Origin of the sequence: Paractinoplanes tereljensis (assembly GCF_016862435.1) — a bacterium.
Taxonomy (GTDB): domain Bacteria; phylum Actinomycetota; class Actinomycetes; order Mycobacteriales; family Micromonosporaceae; genus Actinoplanes; species Actinoplanes tereljensis.
The window spans coordinates 150063-172655 of sequence record NZ_BOMY01000021.1; the positions used below are offsets into that span (position 1 = coordinate 150063).

At 70.2% G+C, this 22593-nt stretch carries 21 protein-coding genes; 11 read left to right on the forward strand and 10 right to left on the reverse strand.

Going from position 1 to position 22593, the window contains the following annotated elements:
* Positions 1-37: 37 nt before the first annotated feature.
* Both Ate02nite_RS15055 and Ate02nite_RS15060 read left to right on the forward strand, forming a co-directional pair.
* Positions 38-697, forward strand: coding sequence for a response regulator transcription factor (locus Ate02nite_RS15055; RefSeq protein ID WP_203805750.1), 660 nt, complete (start codon positions 38-40; stop codon positions 695-697).
* Entirely contained in the window at positions 694-1773 is a 1080-nt protein-coding gene (locus Ate02nite_RS15060; protein WP_203805752.1) for a sensor histidine kinase, read from the forward strand. Before Ate02nite_RS15055 ends, Ate02nite_RS15060 begins: the two co-directional genes overlap by 4 nt.
* Here the strand turns inward: Ate02nite_RS15060 and Ate02nite_RS15065 are convergent.
* Together Ate02nite_RS15065 and Ate02nite_RS15070 are read right to left on the reverse strand one after the other, a co-directional pair.
* On the reverse strand, positions 1745-2902 hold the full coding sequence (locus tag Ate02nite_RS15065) for a mannosyltransferase family protein (protein WP_203805754.1): 1158 nt from the start codon (positions 2900-2902) through the stop codon (positions 1745-1747). The two genes, Ate02nite_RS15060 and Ate02nite_RS15065, sit on opposite strands and share 29 nt — an antisense overlap.
* Positions 2883-3806 (reverse strand): glycosyltransferase family 2 protein, encoded by a 924-nt coding sequence (locus Ate02nite_RS15070; protein WP_203805756.1) that lies wholly within the window; start codon positions 3804-3806, stop codon positions 2883-2885. Before Ate02nite_RS15070 ends, Ate02nite_RS15065 begins: the two co-directional genes overlap by 20 nt.
* A gap of 222 nt (positions 3807-4028) precedes the next feature.
* Here Ate02nite_RS15070 and Ate02nite_RS15075 point away from each other — a divergent pair, with 222 nt between their 5' ends.
* The 7 genes from Ate02nite_RS15075 (at position 4029) to Ate02nite_RS15105 (ending at position 10151) form a co-directional block, all read left to right on the forward strand.
* Entirely contained in the window at positions 4029-4373 is a 345-nt protein-coding gene (locus Ate02nite_RS15075) for a VOC family protein (RefSeq protein ID WP_203805758.1), read from the forward strand.
* A gap of 78 nt (positions 4374-4451) precedes the next feature.
* On the forward strand, positions 4452-6803 hold the full coding sequence (locus Ate02nite_RS15080; protein WP_203805760.1) for an ATP-binding cassette domain-containing protein: 2352 nt from the start codon (positions 4452-4454) through the stop codon (positions 6801-6803).
* Positions 6804-6824: 21 nt separating this feature from the next.
* Positions 6825-7040 (forward strand): hypothetical protein, encoded by a 216-nt coding sequence (locus tag Ate02nite_RS15085; RefSeq protein ID WP_203805762.1) that lies wholly within the window; start codon positions 6825-6827, stop codon positions 7038-7040.
* Positions 7041-7172: 132 nt separating this feature from the next.
* Complete coding sequence (locus Ate02nite_RS15090; protein ID WP_203805764.1) at positions 7173-8045, forward strand: sigma-70 family RNA polymerase sigma factor; 873 nt, start codon at positions 7173-7175, stop codon at positions 8043-8045.
* A 25-nt stretch (positions 8046-8070) separates the two neighbouring features.
* Positions 8071-8403: a sigma-70 family RNA polymerase sigma factor family protein gene (locus Ate02nite_RS15095; RefSeq protein ID WP_203805766.1), complete on the forward strand. Its 333-nt coding sequence runs from the start codon at positions 8071-8073 to the stop codon at positions 8401-8403.
* 55 nt (positions 8404-8458) lie between these two features.
* Positions 8459-9343: an SDR family oxidoreductase gene (locus tag Ate02nite_RS15100; protein ID WP_203805768.1), complete on the forward strand. Its 885-nt coding sequence runs from the start codon at positions 8459-8461 to the stop codon at positions 9341-9343.
* Positions 9321-10151 carry a helix-turn-helix transcriptional regulator gene (locus Ate02nite_RS15105; protein ID WP_203805770.1) on the forward strand — a complete coding sequence of 277 codons (831 nt, stop codon included), beginning with the start codon at positions 9321-9323 and terminating at the stop codon, positions 10149-10151. The genes Ate02nite_RS15100 and Ate02nite_RS15105 overlap by 23 nt, the downstream gene beginning before the upstream one ends.
* Here Ate02nite_RS15105 and Ate02nite_RS15110 read toward each other — a convergent pair.
* From Ate02nite_RS15110 to Ate02nite_RS15145, 8 genes are all read right to left on the reverse strand, one after another.
* Positions 10111-10845, reverse strand: a complete 735-nt coding sequence (locus tag Ate02nite_RS15110) for an SDR family oxidoreductase (protein WP_203805772.1) — start codon at positions 10843-10845, stop codon at positions 10111-10113. The two genes, Ate02nite_RS15105 and Ate02nite_RS15110, sit on opposite strands and share 41 nt — an antisense overlap.
* A 280-nt stretch (positions 10846-11125) precedes the next feature.
* Positions 11126-12226 carry a cellulose binding domain-containing protein gene (locus Ate02nite_RS15115; protein ID WP_239147425.1) on the reverse strand — a complete coding sequence of 367 codons (1101 nt, stop codon included), beginning with the start codon at positions 12224-12226 and terminating at the stop codon, positions 11126-11128.
* A gap of 85 nt (positions 12227-12311) precedes the next feature.
* Positions 12312-13277 (reverse strand): cation diffusion facilitator family transporter, encoded by a 966-nt coding sequence (locus Ate02nite_RS15120; protein ID WP_203805774.1) that lies wholly within the window; start codon positions 13275-13277, stop codon positions 12312-12314.
* Positions 13278-13310: 33 nt separating this feature from the next.
* Complete coding sequence (locus Ate02nite_RS15125) at positions 13311-13802, reverse strand: beta-class carbonic anhydrase (protein WP_203805776.1); 492 nt, start codon at positions 13800-13802, stop codon at positions 13311-13313.
* Positions 13803-13863: 61 nt separating this feature from the next.
* Positions 13864-16665 (reverse strand): S8 family serine peptidase, encoded by a 2802-nt coding sequence (locus Ate02nite_RS15130; protein WP_203805778.1) that lies wholly within the window; start codon positions 16663-16665, stop codon positions 13864-13866.
* 269 nt (positions 16666-16934) lie between these two features.
* Complete coding sequence (locus Ate02nite_RS15135; RefSeq protein WP_203805780.1) at positions 16935-17420, reverse strand: GNAT family N-acetyltransferase; 486 nt, start codon at positions 17418-17420, stop codon at positions 16935-16937.
* Between the two features lie 180 nt (positions 17421-17600).
* The gene (locus Ate02nite_RS15140) at positions 17601-18872 is read right to left on the reverse strand and encodes a GAF domain-containing protein (RefSeq protein WP_203805782.1); all 1272 of its coding nucleotides are present in this window, start codon (positions 18870-18872) and stop codon (positions 17601-17603) included.
* A gap of 107 nt (positions 18873-18979) precedes the next feature.
* Positions 18980-20398, reverse strand: a complete 1419-nt coding sequence (locus Ate02nite_RS15145; protein WP_203805784.1) for a DHA2 family efflux MFS transporter permease subunit — start codon at positions 20396-20398, stop codon at positions 18980-18982.
* Positions 20399-20468: 70 nt separating this feature from the next.
* Here Ate02nite_RS15145 and Ate02nite_RS15150 point away from each other — a divergent pair, with 70 nt between their 5' ends.
* Both Ate02nite_RS15150 and Ate02nite_RS15155 read left to right on the forward strand, forming a co-directional pair.
* Positions 20469-21098, forward strand: a complete 630-nt coding sequence (locus tag Ate02nite_RS15150; RefSeq protein ID WP_203805786.1) for a TetR/AcrR family transcriptional regulator — start codon at positions 20469-20471, stop codon at positions 21096-21098.
* A 70-nt stretch (positions 21099-21168) separates the two neighbouring features.
* Positions 21169-22560, forward strand: coding sequence for a GGDEF domain-containing protein (locus Ate02nite_RS15155; protein WP_203805788.1), 1392 nt, complete (start codon positions 21169-21171; stop codon positions 22558-22560).
* Positions 22561-22593 lie beyond the last annotated feature (33 nt).

Consider the following 22593-nt stretch of genomic DNA (forward strand, 5'->3'; position numbering starts at 1 on the left):
TATGACTTCTTTATCCGGGCTGTGCCAGGGTGGCGGCGTGCGTGTACTGGTGGCTGAGGACGAGAAACTGATGGCCGACACGGTCGCCGAGGGGCTGCGCCGGTTGTCCATGGCCGTCGACGTCGTCTACGACGGCGACGCCGCCCTGGAGCGGCTCGGCGTGAACCGTTACGACGTGGCGGTGCTGGACCGGGACATGCCCGGCCGCACCGGCGACGAGGTGCTGCGCTGGATGGCCGCCGCCGGGCTGACCACCCGGGTGCTGCTGCTGACCGCCGCGGCCGGCATCCGGGACCGGGTCGAGGGGCTGGGGCTCGGCGCCGACGACTACCTGACCAAGCCGTTCGCGTTCGCCGAGCTGGTGGCCCGGCTGCAGGCGCTGTCCCGGCGCACCGCCCCGGCGCTGCCGCCGGTGCTGGAGCAGGACGGGATCGTCCTGGACGTCACCCGGCACACCGCCACCCGGGACGGCGGCGTGCTGACCCTCTCGCCCAAGGAGTTCGCCGTGCTGCACGTCATGCTGCGGGCCGGCGGCCGGGTGGTCAGCGCCGAGGAGCTGCTCGAACAGGCCTGGGACGAGAACACCGACCCGTTCACCAACACCGTACGGATGACCGTGATGACCCTGCGCCGGAAGCTGGGCGACCCACCGGTCCTGCACACCGTGCCGCGCACCGGTTACCGGCTCGGCGCATGAGGTCCCCGGCCCGGCGCATCCTGCTGGTCTGCGCGGTCCTGCTGCTCACCGCGCAGTACATCGCACCGGTCGCCGACCTGCTGGTGGACGCGGGGCGGTCGTGGTGCGTGAACGGTGAGGTCTGCGCGCAGCTGCGGCAGCGGCCCAACGGGGTGGCGCTGTTCAGCGTGCTCGCGGTGTTCGCGGCCTTCCTGGCGGCCTCCTATTTCGCGGTGCGCTGGTGCCTGCGGCCGGTCCGCGACCTCGCCCCGGCGATCGCCGACGTCGGCCCGCAGAACCTCGGCCACCGGCTGCGCCCGGGCCCGGGCAACGGCGAGCTGGCCGTGCTGGGCCGGGCGATCGACGAGATGATGGACCGGATCGCGGTGGGCTACGAGGCGCAGCGCCGGTTCGCCGCCGACGCGTCGCACGAGCTGCGCACTCCCCTGGCCGTGCAGCGCACGCTGATCGAGGTGAGCATGGCCCGCACCCTCAGCGAGGACCAGCTCACCCTGCTCACCGCGCAGCTGCTGGAGACCAACGAGCGCAACGAGCGGCTGATCGAGGGCCTGCTGGTGCTCAGCGAGAGCGACCGGGGGCTGCTCGCCCGGTCGCAGCTGCGGCTCGACGAGATCGTGGCCGCGGTGGTCGACAAGCACCGGACCGCCGCCACCGAGGCCGGCATCACGATCACCACCGAGCTGCGGCCCCGGACCGTGCACGGCGAGCAGGTGCTGCTCGAACGCCTGGTCACCAACCTCGTGCAGAACGCCCTCAAGTACAACCGGGCCGACGGCACCGTCGAGGTCGAGGTCGGCGACGACCCGGCCCTGATCGTCACCAACACCGGCGACGACGTGCCCCCGGACGAAGTCTCCGCCCTGTTCGAGCCGTTCCGCCGGCGGGCCGCCGCCCGGATCGACCACAGCGGCGGCGCCGGCCTCGGCCTGGCCATCGCGCGCTCGATCGTCCGGGCCCACGACGGCATCATCGCCGCCACCTCGACCGGTCACGACGGCCTCCGGGTCCAGGTGTCGTTCCCGGCCGCGGTCACCCGACCAGGCCCGGTCACCCGACCAGGAACGTCCCGGCCATGAAGATCACCAGGAAGACCGCGTGCAGGGCGATGCCGATCACCAGCACCGTCCGGTCGACGATCTGGTTGGCGCCGATCCGGGCCAGCACCAGGAAGATCGCCACCGCCTCCATCGCGTAGCGGGCGGCCGACTGCATCGAGCGGCCGCCCACCTCGGTCGACATCAGCAGGATCAGGGTGAGCGCGCCCTGCACCACCAGGTAGAGCTGGTCGCGCCGGAACTTGTACGGGCCGACCACGCACAGGACCAGCAGGATCACCGCGAGCAGGACGGTGCCGGTGTCCAGCAGCGCGGCCAGCGAGGCCTTGTCCAGCAGGTGGTGCCCGCCCATCTGGCGCAGCGCGATCAGCCAGGCCTCGCCGGGGAACGTGTAGCGGCGGCCCCACTGGTCCTGGGCGACGCTGAACGCGAGCGGGTTTCCGAGCTCGATCGCGCAGTAGACGCTGTAGGCGACCACGCCCAGCGGCACCAGGGCCAGGGACAGCACGTCCGGGCCGAGCCGGCGCCGCTGGCGCAGGTATTCAATCGCGAGGGGCACCATCAGCAGCAGGCCGAACAGCCGGGTGGCCGACGACAGCGCGCCCAGCGAACCGGCCAGCCACCAGTGACCGCGGCGCCCGGCGTACAGCGCGCCGACCGCGAGCAGGATGAACAGCGACTCGTTGTAGCCGATGAACAGGAAGAACCCGGTCGGGAAGGCAGCCAGGTACCAGGTCGCGCGCTGGGCCACCCGGGGGCCGAACTCGTGGTCGGCCAGCCGGTGCAGCACCGCGAGGGCGCCGAACGCGGCGACGTTGGCCACGAACAGGGCGCTGAGCGGGGTTCCGCCGGTCAGCCGGATCAGCAGCGGGTAGAGCGGGAAGAACGCCGGGAAGCCGGGGCCGAGGTGGTAACCGCTCTCGGCGATCCGGACGTAGTGGCCGGCGTCCCAGCCGTTCAGGCTCAGCAGCAGGTCGGGGAACGGGCGGCCGCGCGGCAGCCAGGCCACCGCCATCACCGCGACGTGGGTGACGGTGACCGAGGCCCAGACCGCCAGGGCGGCCAGGAACGCCGTCCGCCAGGGTCGCCGGACCGGGGTGGTGACCAGCGCCGGCTCGGCGAGGACCGGTTCAGCGAGTAGGGACTGCAACGCGTGCTCCTTCGGTGGCCGTATCGGAAACGACCACGTAGGCCGGACGACCCTGCATCGCGGTGAAGATGCGGGCCACGTACTCACCGAGCAACCCCAGGCACAGCAGTTGCAGCGCGCCCAGGAACACCACCGCCACCAGGATCGACGGCCCGGTCAGCGCGAGCAGCCCGGCCAGCGCGAGGCCGGTGCAGCCCAGCCAGGTGGCGATCCGCAGCGGCGCGGCCGTGAAGCTGGTGAGGCTGTCCACGGCCAGCCGGATCATCTTGCCGAGCGGGTACTTCGAGTGCCCGGCGGCGCGCCGTTCCCGGGCATAGGTCACCTCGCCGCTGGGCAGGCCCAGCCACGGCACCAGCAGGCGGTAGACCGGGCGGTGCTCCGGCAGACCGGCGAGCGCCTCCACCGCCGTACGGCTGAGGAGTCGGAAATCGCCGGCGTCAGCCGGCACCCGGCGGCCGACCACCCGCCGGACCAGGCGGTAATAGAGCCCGGCCGACCAGCGCTTGAACGGGCTGTCGGTGCTGCGGTCGCTGCGGATGCCGTAGACGACGTCGAGCCCACCGGTCTCGGCCACCCGGAGCATCTCGGCGATCGCCTCGGGCGGGTCCTGCAGGTCGACGTCGATGCTGACCACGTACTCGCCGCGGGCGCGGTGCAGACCGGCCGTCAGCGCGTTCTGGTGGCCGCTGTTGCGCTGCAGCCGGACGACCCGCAGCTGCGGCCACCGCCGGCGCATCACCTCCAGCACCGCCGCCGTGGCATCGGTGCTGCCGTCATCGACGGTAAGCACTTCGTAGGAAACCCCGAGACCATCGAGTACGGGCCGGAGCCGCTCGGCGAACAGCGGCAGCACGTCCTCCTCGTTGAACACGGGCACAACTACCGACAGTTGCGGCACATCCATGTGACGTCTCCCCTTCCTGATCTTCGCCAGGAAAGGTTGGGCCAACCGGCGAGAGCTGCCGGACGGGTTACCGGCGACGTGGCACGTTCATGGGAGTTGCACAGGAGATACAAATCTCTTCTGGTGCCGGCATGCAACCGGGTAACCGGTCAGGAAACGAGAAGTCCCGGCCGGACGACCCGGTTAGCGTTTCGGGCAGGACGAAAGAGATGAGGAAAACCCATGAACCACGGCATCAAGACGGTCCTGCACCCCGTCGCTGACCTGGGCAAAGCCAAAGCCGTCTACGCCGCGCTGCTGGAGACCGAGCCGTCCGCCGACAGCGAGTGGTACGTCGGCTTCGACGTCGCCGGCCAGCACATCGGCCTGGTACCGGGCGGTGGCCCGCAGGGACTGACCGGCCCCACCGCGTACTGGCACGTCGACGACATCGAGGCCAAGCTGGCCGAGGTCACCGCGGCCGGCGGCGCCGTCAAGGAGCAGCCGCACGACGTCGGCGGCGGCCGGCTCGTGGCGTCGTTCACCGACACCGACGGTAACGTTCTCGGGCTGGTCCAGGACAAGTGAAGCCGTAACCTGGTCAAGGGTGACGCCGGGCCGCTTTCAGGCCCGGCGTGCCGCTGACGCGATTACCTAGGAGAGACTGTGCACGAGGCCGATTCACACGACCTGATCCGCGTGCACGGTGCGCGTGAGAACAACCTGAAAGACATCAGCATCGAGATCCCGAAACGCCGGCTGAGCGTCTTCACCGGGGTGTCCGGGTCGGGCAAGAGCTCGCTGGTGTTCGACACCATCGCCGCCGAGTCACAGCGGATGATCAACGAGACGTACAGCGCGTTCCTGCAGGGGTTCATGCCGTCGCTGGCCCGGCCGGACGTGGACGTCCTGGAAGGCCTGACCACCGCGATCATCGTGGACCAGCAGCGGATGGGCTCCGACCCGCGCTCGACCGTGGGCACCGCCACCGACGCCAACGCGATGCTGCGCATCCTGTTCAGCCGGCTCGGGAAGCCGTACGTGGGCTCGCCGCAGGCCTTCTCCTTCAACGTCGCCTCGGTCTCCGGGGCCGGCGCCGTCACCCTCAACAAGGGCGGGCAGCAGGTCAAGGAGCGGCGGGCCTTCAGCATCGTCGGCGGCGCCTGCCCGCGCTGCGAGGGCCGCGGCGCGGTCACCGACTTCGACCTGACCGAGCTCTACGACGCGAGCAAGTCGCTCAACGAGGGCGCGATCGCCATCCCCGGTTACAGCATGGAGGGCTGGTTCGGCCGCATCTTCCGCGGCTGCGGCTTCTTCGACCCGGACAAGCCGATCGCGAAATACACCAAGCGCGAACTGAACGACCTGCTCTACAAAGAACCAACCAAGATCAAAATCGAGGGCATCAACCTGACGTACGTCGGTCTGGTGCCGAATATCCAGAAGTCGATGCTGTCCAAGGACATCGACGCGCTCCAGCCGCACATCCGCGCGTTCGTCGAGCGGGTCGTCACGTTCACCACCTGCCCCGAGTGCGCCGGCACCCGACTGTCCGAGGCGGCCCGCTCCTCGAAGATCAGCGGCGTCAGCATCGCGGACTGCTGCTCGATGCAGATCAGCGACCTGGCCGAGTGGGTGAGCGGCCTGAACGAGCCGTCGGTGGCACCGCTGCTCGCGTCGCTGCGGCACACCCTCGACTCGTTCGTGGACATCGGCCTCGGCTACCTGTCGCTGGAGCGCCCGTCCGGCACGCTCTCCGGCGGCGAGGCGCAGCGCACCAAGATGATCCGGCACCTCGGCTCGGCGCTCACCGACGTCACCTACGTCTTCGACGAGCCGTCCATCGGCCTGCACCCGCACGACATCCAGCGGATGAACGACCTGCTCAAGCAGCTGCGGGACAAGGGCAACACGGTCCTGGTGGTCGAGCACAAGCCGGAGATGATCGCGATCGCCGACCACGTCGTCGACCTCGGCCCGCGAGCCGGCACCGACGGCGGCCAGGTGATGTACGAGGGCACCCTGGAGGGGCTGCGGGCCAGCGGCACCCTCACCGGCCGCCACCTCGACGACCGGGCCAAGCTGAAGCCCGACGTCCGCAAGGCGTCCGGGACTCTCGCGATCAAGAACGCGAACCGGCACAACCTGCAGGACGTCAGCGTGGACATCCCGCTCGGCGTGCTGGTGGTGGTGACCGGGGTGGCCGGCTCCGGCAAGAGCTCGCTGATCCACGGTTCGCTGGCCAAGAATCAGGACGTGGTGTCGGTCGACCAGACGCCGATCCGTGGATCGCGGCGGAGCAGCCCCGCCACGTACACCGGCTTGCTGGAACCGATCCGCAAGGCCTTCGCCAAGGCCAACGGCGTCAAGCCGGCCCTGTTCAGCGCGAACTCCGAGGGCGCCTGCCCGAACTGCAACGGCGCCGGCGTCACCTACACCGACCTGGGCATGATGGCCGGCATCGCCACCACCTGCGAGGTCTGCGAGGGCCGGCGCTTCGACGACGCGGTGCTCGAATACAAGTTCGGCGGCCGCGACATCAGCGAGGTCCTGGCCATGCCGGTGGCCGAGGCGGTCGACTTCTTCGCCGACGGCGACGCCAAGACCCCCGCTGCCCACAAGATCCTCACCCACCTGTCCGAGGTCGGCCTCGGCTACGTAAGCCTGGGCCAGCCGCTCACCACCCTCTCGGGCGGGGAGCGGCAGCGCCTCAAGCTGGCCACCCACATGGGCGACAAGGGCGGCCTTTATGTTCTGGACGAGCCGACCACCGGCCTGCACCTGGCCGACGTCGACCACCTGCTGGGCCTGCTCGACCGCCTGGTCGACACCGGCAAGTCGGTGATCGTCATCGAACACCACCAGGCCGTGATGGCCCACGCCGACTGGATCATCGACCTGGGCCCCGGCGCCGGCCACGACGGCGGCAAAATCGTCTTCGAGGGCACTCCCCGCGACCTGATCGCCGACCGCTCCACCCTGACCGGCAAGCACCTGGCCGACTACGTGGCCGGCTAGGCCGCGGCGACGGCCTCGAGGATGGAGGCGGTCACGGCCTCCGGTTCGCTCACGGCCTGCCCGGCCGGGACGTCGGCGCCGAACTGGTGGTGGAAGACGTCCGGGCGGATGGCCAGCTCGTTGCCGCCGGTCGCGACCGGGTACGCGGTGAGCGCGTCGCCGAGGGTGCTGCCGGGGAACTTGGTGGACAGCGCGAACGCGGACTCGCCGTGGTCGGGGGCGAACGCGCAGACGTAGACCAGCGCGGCGACCCTGTGGCTGACTCCCTCTGGGTTGAGCTTCGATGTCCGTCAGCAGGCAAGACCGGGTGACGGTGAAATCTGTGACAGAGGTTGGAGATTTTTGGTACGGAGGGACCACGATGGCGGGGTGACGGATCTGGATGACGCCTCCTCGGTCTTCGCGAGCCTGCGCCCGCGGCTTTTCGGTATCGCGTACCGGATGCTCAGCAGCTCCACCGAGTCCGAGGACCTGGTGCAGGACGTCTGGCTGCGCTGGCAGACCACCGACCGCAGCAAGGTGCTCAACCCGGGCGCCTTCCTGGCGACCACCACGACCCGGCTGGCCATCAACCACCTGCAGTCGGCCCGGGTGCGCCGGGAGACGTACATCGGGCCGTGGCTGCCCGAACCGGTCGACACCAGCGCCGACCCCTACCTCGGGGCCGAGCGCGGCGAGGCGCTCGCGTTCGCCTCGCTGATGCTGATGGAGAAGCTGACCGCGCACGAACGCGCCGCGTACGTCTTGCGGGAGGCGTTCGATTATCCGTACGCGCAGATCGCCGACGTGCTGCAGTCGACCGAGCCGGCCGTGCGCCAGCTGGTCAGCCGGGCCAAGAAACACATGACCGGCGAGAAGCGTACGGAGGTCGACCCGGCCGCCCAGAAAGAGCTGCTCACCACGTTCCTGGCGGCGGCCCGCACCGGCGACCTGGCCGAACTCGAACGGCTCCTCGCCGCCGACGTGGCCAGCATCTCCGACGGCAACGGTGCCATCCGGGTCGCCCGCCGGCCGGTGCTCGGCCCGGTCCGGGTCGCGAAGTTCTACAGCGCCCTCTCGACGTGGTATTGGGCGGACGTGGAGATCTCGCTCGTCACCACCAACGGGCAGACCTCGGCCGTGCTGCGCCGAAACGGCGCCGTCGAGGGCGTGATGACCGTGATCGCCTCGGACCAGGGCATCGAGCAGATCCTGTGGATCGCCAACCAGGACAAGATCGGCGCGTTCGCCGGTCACAAATAGGGGTGCGACCCGGTCAGTTACGAGCATGCACCCTGTCGTGCGGGAGTTCGCGGAAGCCTGCCGGGCGTCGGACCTGGCGGGCATCCGTGCGGCCCTGTCCACCTCGGTGGTGGCGGTCTGCGACGGCCAGGGTGCGGTGTACGGCGCCGCCGCGGTCACCGCGCTGGTCGCCGAGCTGCTGTGCGACCGGCCGGACACCTCGCTGACGGTGGAGTCGGTCAACGGGGCGGACGGGCTCGCCCTGTGGCGGGCCGGCCAGGCGCTCGTGGTGGTCGCCGTCGACGTCGCCGCCGCCCGGATCACCGCGCTGTGGATCGTGCTCAACCCGGTGAAGCTGAGCCGATGGCGCCGGCTCTGAGCCTTGTATCGAGAGACCATGGTTGGGCCGCCGGACCCGCGGCACCGTTGCCGGCATGACCTCGACTTCATTGACTGGAAAACTCGTGCTGGTGACCGGGGCGAGCAGCGGCATCGGCCTGGAAGCGGCCCGGCGGCTGACGGCGGCCGGCGCGGACGTGATCGGCGCCGTGCGTGACCTCGACAAGGCCGCGAAGGTGCTCCCCGGCGCCGAGCTGCGGGCCCTGGACCTGGCCTCGCTGGACTCGGTGGCCACCCTCGCGGCGGAACTTCTCGCCGCGGGCCGGCCGATCGACCTGCTGATCAACAACGCTGGGGTGATGGCACCCCCGACCCGGCAGGCCACGGCGGACGGGTTCGAGCTGCAGTTCGGCACGAACTACCTGGGGCACTTCGCGCTGACCGGGCGGCTGCTGCCGCTGCTGCGCCGGGTCACCACGGTGACCAGCAGCGCGGCCCGGCAGGCCCGGCTCGACTTCGGCAACCTGCAGGCCGAGCGGAAGTATTCGCCGGTCCGGGCGTACGGGCAGTCCAAGCTGGCCAACCTGTTGTTCGCCCTGGAACTGGACCGGCGTTCGGACCTCGTCAGCAACGCCGCTCACCCGGGCACGACGCTCACCGGGCTCTACGGCGCCGGGCCCAACCTGGGCCGGGCCAAGCCGTCGCCGCACGAGGCGATCATGACCCGGCTGGCCCGCTGGGGTGTCTTGGTGCAGGGCGTCGACCAGGGTGTTTTACCGATCCTTTACGCCGCAACAGCCGAGGGCGGGAAGCTCTACGGGCCAGATGGACTTGGACAGTTCACCGGCGCACCGACCGAGCTGGCCGTCTACCGGCCGGCCCGCGACCGGGACGTGGCGGCGCGGCTCTGGGACGAGTCCGTGGCACTTACCGGTGTCACCTTCGAAAGGAAACTCAGTGGACCGAGCGCGGCTCGCTGACTATCTGCGCACCCGGCGCGAAGCCCTGCAACCCGAGGATGTCGGGCTTCCGCGCGGACCTCGGCGGCGCACCCGCGGGCTGCGCCGCGAGGAGGTCGCGGTGCTCAGCGACATGTCGATCGACTACTACACGCGGCTCGAACAGCCGCGCGGGCCGCAACCGTCCCCGCCGATGCTCGGGGCGCTCGCCCGGGGGATGCGGCTCTCCATGGAAGAACGGGATCACCTGTTCCAGCTGGCCGGGTACGCGACGCCGGCCCGCACCGCCGACGGCGAGCACGTCAATCCGGGGATGCTGCGGATCTTCGACGGGCTGCGCGACGCGGCCGCCCAGGTGGTCACGCACGTCGGCGAGACGCTGCTGCAGACGCCGCTGCACGTCGCGCTGATGGGCGACGCCGGTCGCTACACCGGGCTCGCGCGCAGCTTCCACTACCGGTGGTTCACCGACCCGGCGAGCCGGCTCATCTACCCCCTTGACGAGCGGGACGAACAGAGTCGGCTGATCGTGGCTGACCTGCTCACGGCGTACACCCGAAAATCGACGAAAGCGCAGGCGATCGTCGGAGATCTCCGGGCCCGCAGCCCGGAATTTGCCGCCCTCTGGCGGCAGCATCCGGTGGCCGGGACCTACTGCGGGCCGGTGCGGCTCGAACACCCCGAGGTCGGGGAGCTCGAGCTGCACTGCCAGCGGCTGATCGACCCGGACCAGTCGCAGCAGCTCGTGGTCTACACCGGCGCCCACGAGAAGCTGCGGCTGCTGTCGGTCATCGGGCCAGCCACTCCCGGTACGACGTCTTCTCGATGACCGTGCCCTCCTTGGCGATGAGGGCGTCGCCCTTGGCGGCGGCGAACATGCCGGCCGTGTTGTCGGTGACGACCTCGCGCTTGTCGCCCTGCGCCGCCAGGGTCAGCCGGCCCAGCTCGTCGAGGCCGAACACCTCCGGGCCGGCGTAGGAGCGGGTGCCCATCAGCGGGCTGCCCACACTGACGTCGGCGACGGCCTGGGCCACCTCGGCGGCGGCCATCGGCTGGATCAGGGTCGACGGCAGGTGCACGGTGTTCTCGTCGGCGGTCCACTTCAGCACCGACCCGATGAACTCGAAGAACTGGGTAACCCGGACCACCGAGTACGGGATCGGGCCGGCCTTGAGGATGTCCTCCTGCAGCACCTTGGCCTGGTAGTAGACCAGCTCCGGGACCAGCTCGGCGCCGACGATCGAAAGGACAACAGCGTGGCGTACGCCCGCGGTCTGCGCCGCGGCGAGCAGGTTGTCCATGGTCGTCCGGAAGAAGGCCGGCGACGCCTCGTCGAACGTCGGCGAGTTCGTCAGGTTGACCACGACCTCGACGTTCTCCAGAGCCGCGGCCAGCCCGGCCCCGCTGAGCAGGTCGAGCCCGCTCGACGGCGAGTGCGGCACCGCCTCGTGCCCGGCCGCGTTGAGGATCTTGACAACCTGCGACCCGATAAGCCCGGTCCCGCCGATAACTGCGATCTTCATGGTTCTTGTCCCTCCGGTTGTGGCGTGTCGCCAGCAATGACCGGACCGGGTCGCCGTTTGTGACAGGCGAGATGTGGACGGAACTCCGATCGCCGAGGGCGGCTATGCCCGGCAGCGGGTTCTCCTGAGGGTGGCGCTTGTCGCGATCACCCTCTACGCGCCCGCTTACTTCGCTGACCGGGCTGGCCCCGTCCGGTCCCGACCTTGGCGAGTTCCCGCTCGCGGCGAACAGGAACTCAACACATCCCAGCCTGCGCCGCGCGGGCCAACCGGCTCAGGATCAGGTCAGGGCGCAGGTCACGGCTGGGACGGCATTCGTGGCGGACGACGAGGCCAGAAACCCGAAGGTGGCCGTGCCGGCCGGGGCGAGGCGGCCGTTCCAGTCGACGTTGCGGGCGGTCACTGACGTGCCGGACTGGGTGACGGTGGCGTTCCAGGCCTGGCTGATGGTCTGGCCGTTGGTGAACGCGAACGTCGTGGTCCAGCCGGTCGAGGCCGCTGAGGAAGCGTTGCTGACGGTGACCTCACCCTGGAAGCCGCCGGTCCACTGAGAGACCACCCGATAGGTCGCGGTGCACGCGCCGGTCGGCGGCGCGGTCGTGGGCGCCGTGGTTGGGGCTGTCGTCGGCGCTGTGGTCGGGCTCGTTGTGGGCGCTGTGGTTGGGGTCGTGGTGGTGCCTAGCGCTCGGGTCAGGGCTGGGTACCAGGCGTCGGACATCTTCTGGAAGCCGGTGTCGTTCGGGTGGACGCCGTCTACGTTGTCGGCTACCGCGTCGTAGCCGGTCCACAGGTCGGCCACGGTGATCGGGGACTGAGTCGTGGTCAGGCCGGCGGCCCAGGCCGGGATCGCGTTGTCCAGGGCGGCCACGTCGGCGGGGCAGGTGGCGCAGGCGGCCGCGCTCATCGGGATGATCTTCGCGACGACGATCTTCATGGCCGGGTTCTGGGCGCGCATCTGGGTGACCAGCTTGGTGAAGGCGGTCAGCTTGTCAGCGAGGGGGAGGTAACCGCCCCACATGTCGTTGGTGCCCAGGTGCATCAGGACGAGGTCGGGCTTGGCGGCGGCCAGCCACGGTGGGAGCTGGTCGTTGGCGGCGATGCCGGTGGCCGCGTAGCCGCCGTGTCCCTCGTGGTCGAAGTCGTAGGCGTAGCCGGGATTGCAACCGCCGCCATCGGACTGGGTGCCGACGAAGTCGATGTCGGTGTAGCCGGAGGTCTGCAGGCGGTGCCAGAGCTTGGCGCGCCAGCAGCCCGGCCCGGCGGTGATCGAGTCACCGAGCGCCATGATGCGCACCGGGGTGGCGGCCTGGGCGGGCGGCGCCACGGCCACGACGATGGCGGCGGCCGCGAGCAGGACGGCAAGCAGGAACCTTCGCGGCACGATCGACACCTCATCGACGTAGGTCTATTGGGAGCGCTCCCAGCAGAATCGACGTCAAATGGCGATACGTCAAGCGACGCGAGTCCTACGAGGGCTTACCCTGGCCGGCGACGGCAACTGCGGAGGCCTGCTCCGCGCTGGTGAGCGTGACGGTGACCTGGGCTATTGCGGGGTCGGCCAGCAGTTCGGCGCGCAAGCGGCCGACCTCGGCGATCAGTGTCGCGGCCGGCTCGCCTTGCAGGCGCAGGGCGGGCGTCACGCTGATGTTGACCAGCAGGCTGGACGGGCCTACGTAGACGGCGTGCACGTCGGACGGGTCGCCGGTCCAGTCGGCCGAGGCGACCCGCTGCCGGATCGGGTCGACCACGTCGTCGGGGGCGGCCTCCTCCAGCAGCAGCGCCTTGGAGCGGCGGGCCAGCAGGAACGCGACCGCGATCAGCAGGACGCCGATGGCGATGCTGCCGATCGCGTCCCAGGTCGCCCAGCCGGTCCACGCGTGCAGCAGCAGGGCGGCGAGTGCCACGGCCAGGCCGATCAGCGCGGCGGTGTCCTCCAGGAACACCGTGGTGGCGCTGGGGTCCGAGGCCCGCGCCAGGTGTTCGCGCATCGACCGCTGCCGTTCGGCGGCGTCGCGCTTGAGCTGCTTGCGGGCGGTCTGCCAGGAGTACGCCTCGAAGACCGCCGCGACCAGCAGCACGCCGACGCCGACCCACAGCGACTCGACCGGCTCGGGCAGCAGCAGACTGCGGATCCCTTCGCCGATCGAGAGGGTGCCGCCGACCAGGAAAATCCCGAGCGCGGCCAGGAACGCCCAGAAGTAGCGCTCCTGCCCGTACCCAAAGGGTCGGTCTTTGTCCGGTCCGCGGTCTGATTTCCGCAGGCCGACGAAGAGCAGCACCTCGTTGCCGGTGTCGGCCACCGAGTGGGCGGCCTCGGCCCACATCGACGCCGACCCGGTCAGCAGCGCGGCCACGATCTTCGCGATGGCAATGCCCAGGTTCGCGATGACCGCGACGATGACCGTACGGAAAGTGCTGCCCTCTGCTGCCACACCCGGCCGTTACCCATCGGCCGGGGCGTGCAATCAGTGGACCTCGCGGAGTTTGCCGGATTCCACCTCGTAGACGAAGCCGCGGACCGAACTCTTCACCGGGATGAACGGGTCCTCGAGGATGCGGCGCAGCGACTGGCGCACGTCCGCGTCCAGGTCGGTGAAGGCCTCGGCGGCCCACGGCGGACGGATGCCGACCTCGTTCTCGATGGCGGTCTTGAACCCGTCGTCGGTGAACGTCAGCATGCCGCAGTCGGTGTGGTGGATCAGGATGATCTCGGTGGTGCCCAGCAGCCGCTGGCTGATGGCCAGGCTGCGCAGTTCGTCGGCGGTGACAACCCCGCCGGCGTTGCGGATGACGTGCGCGTCACCCTCCGAAAGACCCAGCAGGCCGTACGGGTTCAGACGCGCGTCCATGCAGGCCAGCACCGCCACGTGCTTGGCCGGCGGCAGCGGCAGCGTGCCCTTGTCGAAGGTGGCGGCATATTGGGCGGCGTTGGCCAGCAGTTCGTCGGTGACGGTCATGGTGGGACCTCCCGGTCGAGTCGGTGTCGGCCCCACCATAACCACAACTCCGATAGGTCGACTAGGAACCGAAGGTGTCGTGCGTGATGTATTGCCCGGTCGGCGGCGTCACCGTGGTGCGGTTCGGGGTCGGCTCCCACGTCCAGCTGCCGTCGGTGTTCTTGATCAGGTACTTGAACTCGACCGGCGTGTTGGGCGGCAGGCTGAGGCTCGCCGACCATACCGGGTAGGTCGCCGCCGACAGCGGCACCGCGCGCACCGGGTCCCACTGGCCCAGCTCGGGGATGCTGCCCACAACATACACATTCTGGCCCCAGACGGTGGTCGCGGTGACGTTGAACGTCGCGGCGATCCGGTTGGCCGGCGGGTGCATGGTCACCCCGCTGCCGTCGGCGACGGCATTTGTCAGGTACGCGTACGCGAAACCGTCCGTGCCGCCCGCGTTCTCCAGCCCGATCGTGGCGCTCGTGCCAGTGGCCCGCTCCCCTATCAGACCGCGATAGCGGTAGGTGACGGTGCCGTCGGTGTGCAGGATGGCGCTGACCGACACCCGCTGGGCCGAATCACCGAAGAACATCACGTTGCGCCACTCGACCACGAAGGTGTCGGCGGTGGCCGCGGTGTAGACCCCGGCCGCCGCATCGATATAGAGGTCGTCCCAGAAGGGGTAGAGCGCGTTGTTCGGTTCGGTGTTCAACGGCAGCGTGGTGTTCGAGAACGATGTCGAGGCGTTGTCGAACGCGATGAGGCCGTTGCTGCCCACCCACGCCTGGGTGTGTGCAACTCCGTAGAGCGGAAACGAGAACGGCAGCGTGACAGCTATAGAACTGTCGTCGCCAGTGATCTGCAACTGCTGGCTGCCCTCGCTATAACCCTCGGTGGCCGCGGCGCAGGTGTAGCCGTAGTGGTCGGACAACAGTGGCAGGTCGAGGTCGAGCGTCTGGTCGCCGGTGACGGTGAGCGGACGGGTGGTCGGCGCGGCACATCCACCGGCCGGCCGGGCCACCAGTTCGTAGCTGCCCAGCGGCACCGCCAGACGATAGTGGCCGCCGGAATCGCTGGTGACGGACACCGGCGTACCCGTCAAGGCCACCGACGCACCCGGAATCGGACTGCCGCCGCTGGTGAGCAGGCCGTTGATCAGCGCGGAAGCGCTGGTGGTCAGCGCGGCGTCGAGCCGGGCCGAACCACCGCCGGTGATCGACACGTCCCCCTCGAACGTGTCGTAGCCGAACGCGGTGATCCGCACGTGATAGTTGCCCGCGAGCAGCCGGGCATAGCGATAGCCGCCGTCGGCGGTCGTGGTCAGTGACTTCGAGGCCGGGCCGGCGATCGTCACGGTTGCTCCGGAGACCGGGAATCCGGCGCCGGTGACCGTGCCGGACAGGCTTCCGGCCGGGCTGACGGCCAGTGTGACCGCCGCGTACGCGTCGAGTTTGCCCTGGCCCCAGACGTTGTTGTCGGCGGCCGTGCCGCCGCACGAGGTGTCGTCGGTGTCGATCGCCGTCTCGTCGAGGATCTCCCGGGTGGCGGCGATGTCGTGCCGCAGCGCCGGGGCCGCCGCCCAGATCAGCGCGACCGTGGCCGCGGTGTGCGGCGACGCCATCGACGTGCCGCTGTAGACGCCGTAACCGCCGGGGATGCTCGAACGCACGTCGACGCCCGGGGCGGCGATGTCCGGCTTGACCGTGCCGTCCTGGCCGGAACCGCGGCTGGAGAACGACGCGATGGTGTTGTTGACGTCGAACACCCCCGACGCGTACGTCGCCGTGTAACTGCCCGGCGTGCTGGACGAACCGCAGATCGGGCCGTTGTTGCCGTTGGAGAACGCCGGGAAGATGCCGGCCCCGACCCAGTTGTTGACCACCTCGGAATACCACGGGTCGAAGCCGGAGCCACCGCCCCACGAGTTGTTCACGACGTCCGGGGCCAGGTCCGGCCGTGGGTTGGCGCCGGCCCGGTCGGTCGGCGCGACGATCCACTGGCCGGCCGCGAGCAGCGCGCCGATCGAGCAGGAGTTGGTCTCGCAGCCCTTGGCCGCGATCCACTTCGCCCCCGGCGCGACGCCGATGCCGTCGGCGCCGGCCATCGTGCCCATCGTGTGCGTGCCGTGGCCGGCGTTGTCGCAGGGCAGGTTGTCGGCGCAGGTGTGCGACGGGTCGTACCAGTTGTAGTCGTGGCTGACGCTGCCGTCGGCGTTGCGGCCGCGGTAGTTCGCGGCCAGCGCCGGGTGGTCGAACTGGACGCCGGTGTCCACGTTGGCGACCACGATGCCGGCGCCGGTGTCGCCGCGCTCGCTCCAGACCCGGGGCGCGCCGATCCGGTCGATGTTCCACTCGACGCTCTGCACCTCGGCCTGCGCGGCGCCGGCCTGCACGGCCGGCAGCCGGATCGGGTCGTCCGGCAGGACCGCCTTGACCTCGGGCCGGGCGGCGACCGCCGCCAGGGTCCCGGCGTCGCCGGTGACCCGCATGGTGTCGGCGATCCAATAGGCCTGGAACTTCGCCTTGCGCTTACCCAGGAGCGTACGCAGGGCAGCTTGATCGCGATTCGCACCCGCCCGGACGTCCCGGTAAACGGCGGTGGCCTTCGCCTTGCCCTTTGCCGCCCGGGCCGCCGCCAGGCCGTCGCCACCGCGCAGCATGACCCAGAACGACGCCGTCTTCCCGTTCGCGACCTGCGTTTTCACCTTGGCCGCGACCTTGTGATGGGCCGCGGAATCCCCCTGGACCGCGTTCCCGTGAGCCACGGTCGCCCCCTGAGCCGCTGCCACCCCCTGGGCCGCGGCGGCCGGCGGCGCGCCGGCCACTCCTGTCATGACGGTGGCCGCGCCGAAGGCGGCCGCCCAAGATCGGAGTCTCATCCGTTGTTCCCCCCTGCCGCGGGGAACGGTCGCCCCCGCGAACGGACGGAAGGTATCGACGCCGATCGCGTTCTTGCAAGTTTTTGCAGTTCTTGCAGAGCCGTTTCGGGACTATGTCAACGGTGAGACATCGGCAGGTGGGAGACGTTGACCCAGGTCGGGGATTTGTTGCCAGCAACCACATTCAAACGCGGATGGCGAAGAAAGGCCCGCCTGGGGTTGCGCGGACGCTCCCCCAGCGGGCATTGTGGTCGGTCTTGCAAGAACTGTCAGAACTCGCGATACATCAGGTGCAGGCCGACCCGGCCGAGCGCCGGATGCTCGAACGACCGCGGGACGGTGCCGAGCACCTGGAAGCCGTGCCGTTCGTAGAGCTGGACGGCCGACCGGTTGCTCTCGGCCACCGCGTTGAACTGCATCCCGGCGTACCCCTGAGCCTCGGCCCACGCGAGCGCGTCGCGGCAGAGGGCCGCGCCGACGCCGCGGCCGCGTTCGCCTGCCGCCACCATGAAGCTCGCGGTGGAGATGTGCGCGCCGGGGCCGCCCCGGTTGGGGCCCATCTTCGCGGTCCCCAAAATCCGGTCGCCGTCGACCGCGACGACGGTCCGGCCCGGCGGCACCTCGACCCAGATCGAGCGGGCCAGTTCCTCGCTCATGTCCGGGTCGAAGGGAAAGGTCTCCGCGGCCCGGACGACGTCGTGGACGATCGCCCACACCGCCGCCCAGTCGGCTTCCTGATACTCACGTACGCGCATCGCCGCAAGCTACCGGCCGGCCTCCCCGCCGGCGACCCCGTTTCCGCAGGCAAGGCCAGCGACCAGGCCACCGGCCTCCTCGGCGGCAGCCCAGCCTCCGCAAGCGAAACCAGCAGCCGAGGTTGCGCAGGCGGGGCCGACGGCCGGCTTTCGGCGGCGGCCCGGTTCGCGTGGGCGAGGTCAGCGGTTGAGGTAGGCGGCCAGGCCGCCTAGTTCCTCGCTGGCTATGAAGACCGAGCGGACGTTGATGATGGCCTCCTCGACATGGGCCGGGCAGCCCCAGGCCGCGTCGCCCCACGAGTCGGCGAGCTTGATCTCGGCCGGGGCCGTACAACCTGCCGAGCCGCCTAGCTGGCAGCGCTCCGGGTGCGGCCGGGCAGCCTGGGCGGCCGCCGCTGCGTGCATCCGGTCGGCGAGTTCCGCGGCGGCCCGTAGTTCCTGCTCGGCGCGCATCGCCGTGCCCAGGCCGTCGTTCGCCCGGGCCAGCTCGTCGTTCGCGGCCTTGGCGCGGGCCTCCGCGGCCAGCCGGGCCTGCTCGTCGTGATGGCGTTCGATGGCCAGGGCCGCTGTCCCGGCGAAAACCCGGGCCAGGGCCAGGTCGCTCTCCGCCGGGACGCGCGGGACCCGGTGGTACATGGCGAAGGTGCCGAGCAGGCCGCCGTCGCGGGCCAGGATCGGGGTGGACCAGCAGGCGGCCACGCCGGCCCGGTCGGCCAGGTCGCGGAAGTCGTCCCAGAACGGGTCGGTGGCGATGTCCGTGACGATCACCGGTTCCCGCCGGTGGGCGGCAGTGCCGCAGGAGCCGACACCGTCGCCGGTGGCGATCCCGTCGATCGCCTCGTTGTAGAAGGCGGGCAGGCTGGGCGCGGCACCGTGCCGCAGGTGCCGGCCGTCCGGGTCGGCCAGCAGCACCGAGACGAGCACCTCCTGCGGGGCGAGTTGCTCGATGCAGCGGGCCATCCCGTCGAGCACCTCGGTCAGCGGTGCCTGGCGGGCGATCTGCTCCAGCAGGGCCCGATGTTCGGCCATCAGCCGCTGAGCGTGCCGGATCTGGGTGGTCTCCACGCCGATCAGGTGAACCCCGGTCACCTCGCCGTCAGCACCCCGGAGCGGCTCGACGGTGAAGTCGAAGAACGCGCCCGGGCCGACGCGAGACCCGGAAGAGCCGAACGCGCCCGAACCTTCGCGGGGGCCGGCGGCATCGACCGGCTCACCCGAGCCGGCGCCTACCGGGATGTCTCGGCCGACGCTGGGCTCGCCGGTTCGGTAGGCCTCGTCGATCAGCTTTACCAGGGCGGCTCCGGCGCGGGACGGGTCGTCGCCGATGGTGGCGAGGAACGCCGCGTTCGCGGTCTCCACCCGGTGTTCCGGGCCGGTCAGCGAGGCGAAGACGGCGGTGGACTGGCCGGACAACGCCCGTAGGTCCTCGTCCGCTCCTGATATCGCCGTCATGTCGTCCTCCGCTTCGGTGCCGGTCACCGGAAAGCTGAAGCCGCCGGACGTACTTGTCTACCAGCAAACGTTCGCCGAGCCCACGGGCGCGCCATCACGATTCGGGGTCAGGCCTTGGCCGGCGCGAGCGCGGGTTCCGGCGAGGCCGGCGCGCCGCCCTCGGTGGCGACCCGGCCGGGCAGCAGGAAGGACAGCAGCACCGCCACCGCGGTGAAGCCGACCGTCCACCAGAAGGCGATGTCGAACGCGGAGACCAGCGAGTTGCCGGTCGCGGCGGTGGCCAGGATGACGGCCAGCAGGGCCACCCCGACCGAGCCACCGACCTGCTGCGCGATGCGGGTGACGATGCTGGCGTGCGGGACCTTCTCCCGTTCGAGGCCGATGAAAGCGACCGTCATCAGCGGAATCATCACCATGCCCATCCCGAGGCCGCGCACGAACAGCGCCACCAGCAGCGGCCAGGTCGCCGTGTCGGCGCCGGCCAGCGCGAACGGCACGGTGGCCACGCCGACAAGCACGAACCCGATCAGCGCGACCCACCGGGCACTGACGTGGTCCATCAGGCGGGCGGCGGCGGTGCGGCTCAGCAGCGACCCGACCCCCTGCGGGATGAGCAGCAGCCCGGCCGCCAGGGCGGTCTCGCCGCGCAGCTCCTGCCAGTACAGCGGCAGCAGCAGCATCGCGCCGTAGAGCGAGGCGCCGGACAGGAACATCAGCGTGGTGGCCGCCCAGGTGGGGCGGGACCGCAGCACTTCGAGGTCGACCAGGGCGTCGCCGCGGCGGCGCAGCGCCCACAGCACGAAACCGGCCAGCAGCAGCGCTCCGCCGATCAGCGGCAGCAGCACGTCGAGCTGGGCGAAACCACCGCCACCGCTCACGTTGGACAGACCCCACAGCAAAGCCACCAGGGCGGGAGACAACAAAGCCAGGCCGACTACATCAAGCCGTACGCGCCGGCCCGGAGCGTCGGCCGGGATCATCCGCCACGCGAGGAACAGGCCGGCCAGGCAGAGCGGCACGTTCACCAGGAACAGCCAGCGCCAGTCGCCGGCGCCGAGGATCAGGCCGCCGATCACCGGGCCGAGGATCGGGCCGACCGCGGCCGGCAGCGCGACCGTGGACATCAGGCGGGCCCGGTCGGGGCCGGTGGCGGCCTGCATGATCATGGTCATCATCAGCGGCATCATGGCGCCGCCGCCGACGCCCTGGACGACGCGGAACGCGATGAGGCTGGGGGCGTCCCAGGCGAACGAGCAGAGCACCGAGCCGAGCAGGAAGACGGTGAGCGCCGCCATCCAGAGCCGCTTGGCGCCGAGGTGACTCTGCAGCCAGCCGACCACCGGGATGACCACGCCGAGGGCCAGCAGGTAGGCGGTGCTGACCCACTGGATGGTGCTGACGTCGGCGTTCAGGTCGGCGGCGAGCTCGTGCAGCGCGACGCTGACGATCGTCGAGTCGAGGATCACCGCGACGCCGCCGACGAGCACCGCGATGGCGGTGCGCAGTGCGGTTCGTTCGATGGGCATCGGAGCCACCTTAAGGTACGCAGCTGTATCTAACATTGGCCACGGTACGTCGGCGCGATAAGATACGCTAGTGAGTCTTAATCAGCAGCCGCGACAGCAGCAGCGACGCCGGGGCACCGAGCTGGAGGACGCGATCCTCGACGCCGCCTGGGAGGTGCTGACCGAGCACGGCTACTCCGGTTTCACCTACGAGGCGATCGCCGCCCGGGCCGGCACCAGCCGCCCGGTGCTCTACCGGCGCTGGCCGCAGCGGGAAGACATGCTGATGGCCACGCTCCGGAAGTTCTGGATCTCGCAGCCGGTCACCGTGCCGGACCTCGGCGACCTGCGGGATGACGCGATCGGCTATCTGCGCAGTGCCGTGGCCGGCCGGTCGCGGATGATCACGCTGCTCAGCGTGCAGCTGAACGACTACTTCCGGGAGAGCGGCACCAGCTTCAGCGAACTACGCGACACGCTGCGCGCGCCGGGCCGGAACACCGGGCTCGAGACGATCCTGGCCCGCGCGGTCGAGCGCGGGGAAGTGCCCGCCCGGCCGCGCCCGGCCCGGGTGGTCAACCTGCCGTTCGACCTGATCCGGCACGACATGCTGATGACCCTGCGCCCGGTGCCGGACGAGTCGATCATCGAGATCGTCGACGATGTGTGGCTGCCCCTGATCGGTCACCGTGACGGTGAGGGTGGCGACGCCGGGACGTGAGCCCTTGGGACTTTGGTCACCTCGTGAGGTTCCCCTTGGATTGCTCAGGGGGCGACCGATCTGACGCCCCGTGACGAGGCCTCGAAAAACACTGCTGCCGCGCTTCCTGGCGGGAGTGATCGAGCCGTTCATCGCCATCGTGGTGATCGCGTTGCTGCACCCGTACGGCTGGGCCGGGCCCTCGCCGCTGTGGATCACCCTCGCCCCGCTGGTTCTGATCATGGTCCTCAACCAGCCGAAGGTCCTGACCTGGCAGAGACGTAGCCCCTGGCGATCGACGCCGGCGGTGGTCAACGTGGTGCTGTGCGGATGGATCATCTATGTGCTCGGCTGGGGACCGGTGCTCCCCCTGGTGTTCGCGCTGGTGGTGACGTACCAGATCCGCAACATCGGGGCCACCGTGTGGCGCCCGGTCGCGGCCTGGTCGGTGGCGGCGATCCTGGCCGGGCAGGCCGGCATCGCCCTCGGCTGGATTCCGAGCTACCTGCCCAACGGCCTGGCCCAGGCGGCCGGCCTGCTCGGGCTGGTGGTCACCGGCATGTTCATCTGGGCGATCGGCCGCACCGCCGAGGACCGGGAGGGCGCCGAGACGCGGCTGCGCGACCGGGAGGAACGCTTCCGGGTGCTCGTGCAGGACTCCGCCGACGTGCTCTGCGTGCTCTCCCCGGACGGCACCCCGACCTACCTGAGCCCGGCCGTCGAGAAGCTCACCGGTTACCCGCCCGACTACTACGACCAGGAGGCCGGCTATCCCCTCCACGTGCACCCGGACGACCTCCCCACCGTCGTCGACGCCCTGGACCGGGTGACCGATTCCCCGGACGGACTCACCTACCAGGTCCGGGTGCGGCACCGGGAGGACGACTGGCGGTGGACCGAGATCACCCTGCGCGACTTCCGCGACAAGCCGTCGATCGCCGGCTTCGTCGCGACGATCCGCGACGTCACCGAACGCCGGGCGGCCCAGGAGCGGCTCGCCTACGACGCGCGACACGACCAGCTCACCGGGCTGATCAACCGGTCCGCGTTCCTCGGCGAACTGGAAAACCTGGAGCAGCTTCCGGCTGTGCTCTTCATCGACCTGGACGGCTTCAAACCGATCAACGACACCCACGGCCACCGGTACGGCGATGCCGTACTCGTCGCGGTGGCCCGGCTTCTGGAACGCTACGACTTCGCGGGCCGGCTCGGCGGTGACGAGTTCGCCGTCGCGCTGCCCGACACCGAGCACGCCGTCGCCGTGGCCGAGGAACTGCTCGCCGCGATTGCCGAACCGATCACAGTGGATGGCCGGGTGTTGCACATCCGCGCAAGTATCGGCATCGCGGTTCCTAAAACCGGCACCAGCGTGACCGATCTACTTCACCAGGCAGACCTGGCGATGTACGCGGCGAAGCGCCGAGGCACGCATGACGCCCAGCTTTTCAGCGATGACATCGCTTTACAACCGGCACACAACTGACAGCTGCCGGACACCTGACTGCGAAAGGGTGCG

What these genes read in the sequence shown, in the direction of transcription:
- Ate02nite_RS15130 (WP_203805778.1), bottom strand. Translation starts at nt 16,665, where the DNA reads ATGAGACTCCGATCTTGGGCGGCCGCCTTCGGCGCGGCCACCGTCATG.
- Ate02nite_RS15140 (WP_203805782.1), bottom strand. Translation starts at nt 18,872, where the DNA reads ATGACGGCGATATCAGGAGCGGACGAGGACCTACGGGCGTTGTCCGGC.
- Ate02nite_RS15070 (WP_203805756.1), bottom strand. Translation starts at nt 3,806, where the DNA reads ATGGATGTGCCGCAACTGTCGGTAGTTGTGCCCGTGTTCAACGAGGAG.
- Ate02nite_RS15075 (WP_203805758.1), top strand. Translation starts at nt 4,029, where the DNA reads ATGAACCACGGCATCAAGACGGTCCTGCACCCCGTCGCTGACCTGGGC.
- Ate02nite_RS15125 (WP_203805776.1), bottom strand. Translation starts at nt 13,802, where the DNA reads ATGACCGTCACCGACGAACTGCTGGCCAACGCCGCCCAATATGCCGCC.
- Ate02nite_RS15060 (WP_203805752.1), top strand. Translation starts at nt 694, where the DNA reads ATGAGGTCCCCGGCCCGGCGCATCCTGCTGGTCTGCGCGGTCCTGCTG.
- Ate02nite_RS15135 (WP_203805780.1), bottom strand. Translation starts at nt 17,420, where the DNA reads ATGCGCGTACGTGAGTATCAGGAAGCCGACTGGGCGGCGGTGTGGGCG.
- Ate02nite_RS15110 (WP_203805772.1), bottom strand. Translation starts at nt 10,845, where the DNA reads ATGAAGATCGCAGTTATCGGCGGGACCGGGCTTATCGGGTCGCAGGTT.
- Ate02nite_RS15145 (WP_203805784.1), bottom strand. Translation starts at nt 20,398, where the DNA reads ATGCCCATCGAACGAACCGCACTGCGCACCGCCATCGCGGTGCTCGTC.
- Ate02nite_RS15095 (WP_203805766.1), top strand. Translation starts at nt 8,071, where the DNA reads ATGCACCCTGTCGTGCGGGAGTTCGCGGAAGCCTGCCGGGCGTCGGAC.
- Ate02nite_RS15100 (WP_203805768.1), top strand. Translation starts at nt 8,459, where the DNA reads ATGACCTCGACTTCATTGACTGGAAAACTCGTGCTGGTGACCGGGGCG.
- Ate02nite_RS15085 (WP_203805762.1), top strand. Translation starts at nt 6,825, where the DNA reads ATGGAGGCGGTCACGGCCTCCGGTTCGCTCACGGCCTGCCCGGCCGGG.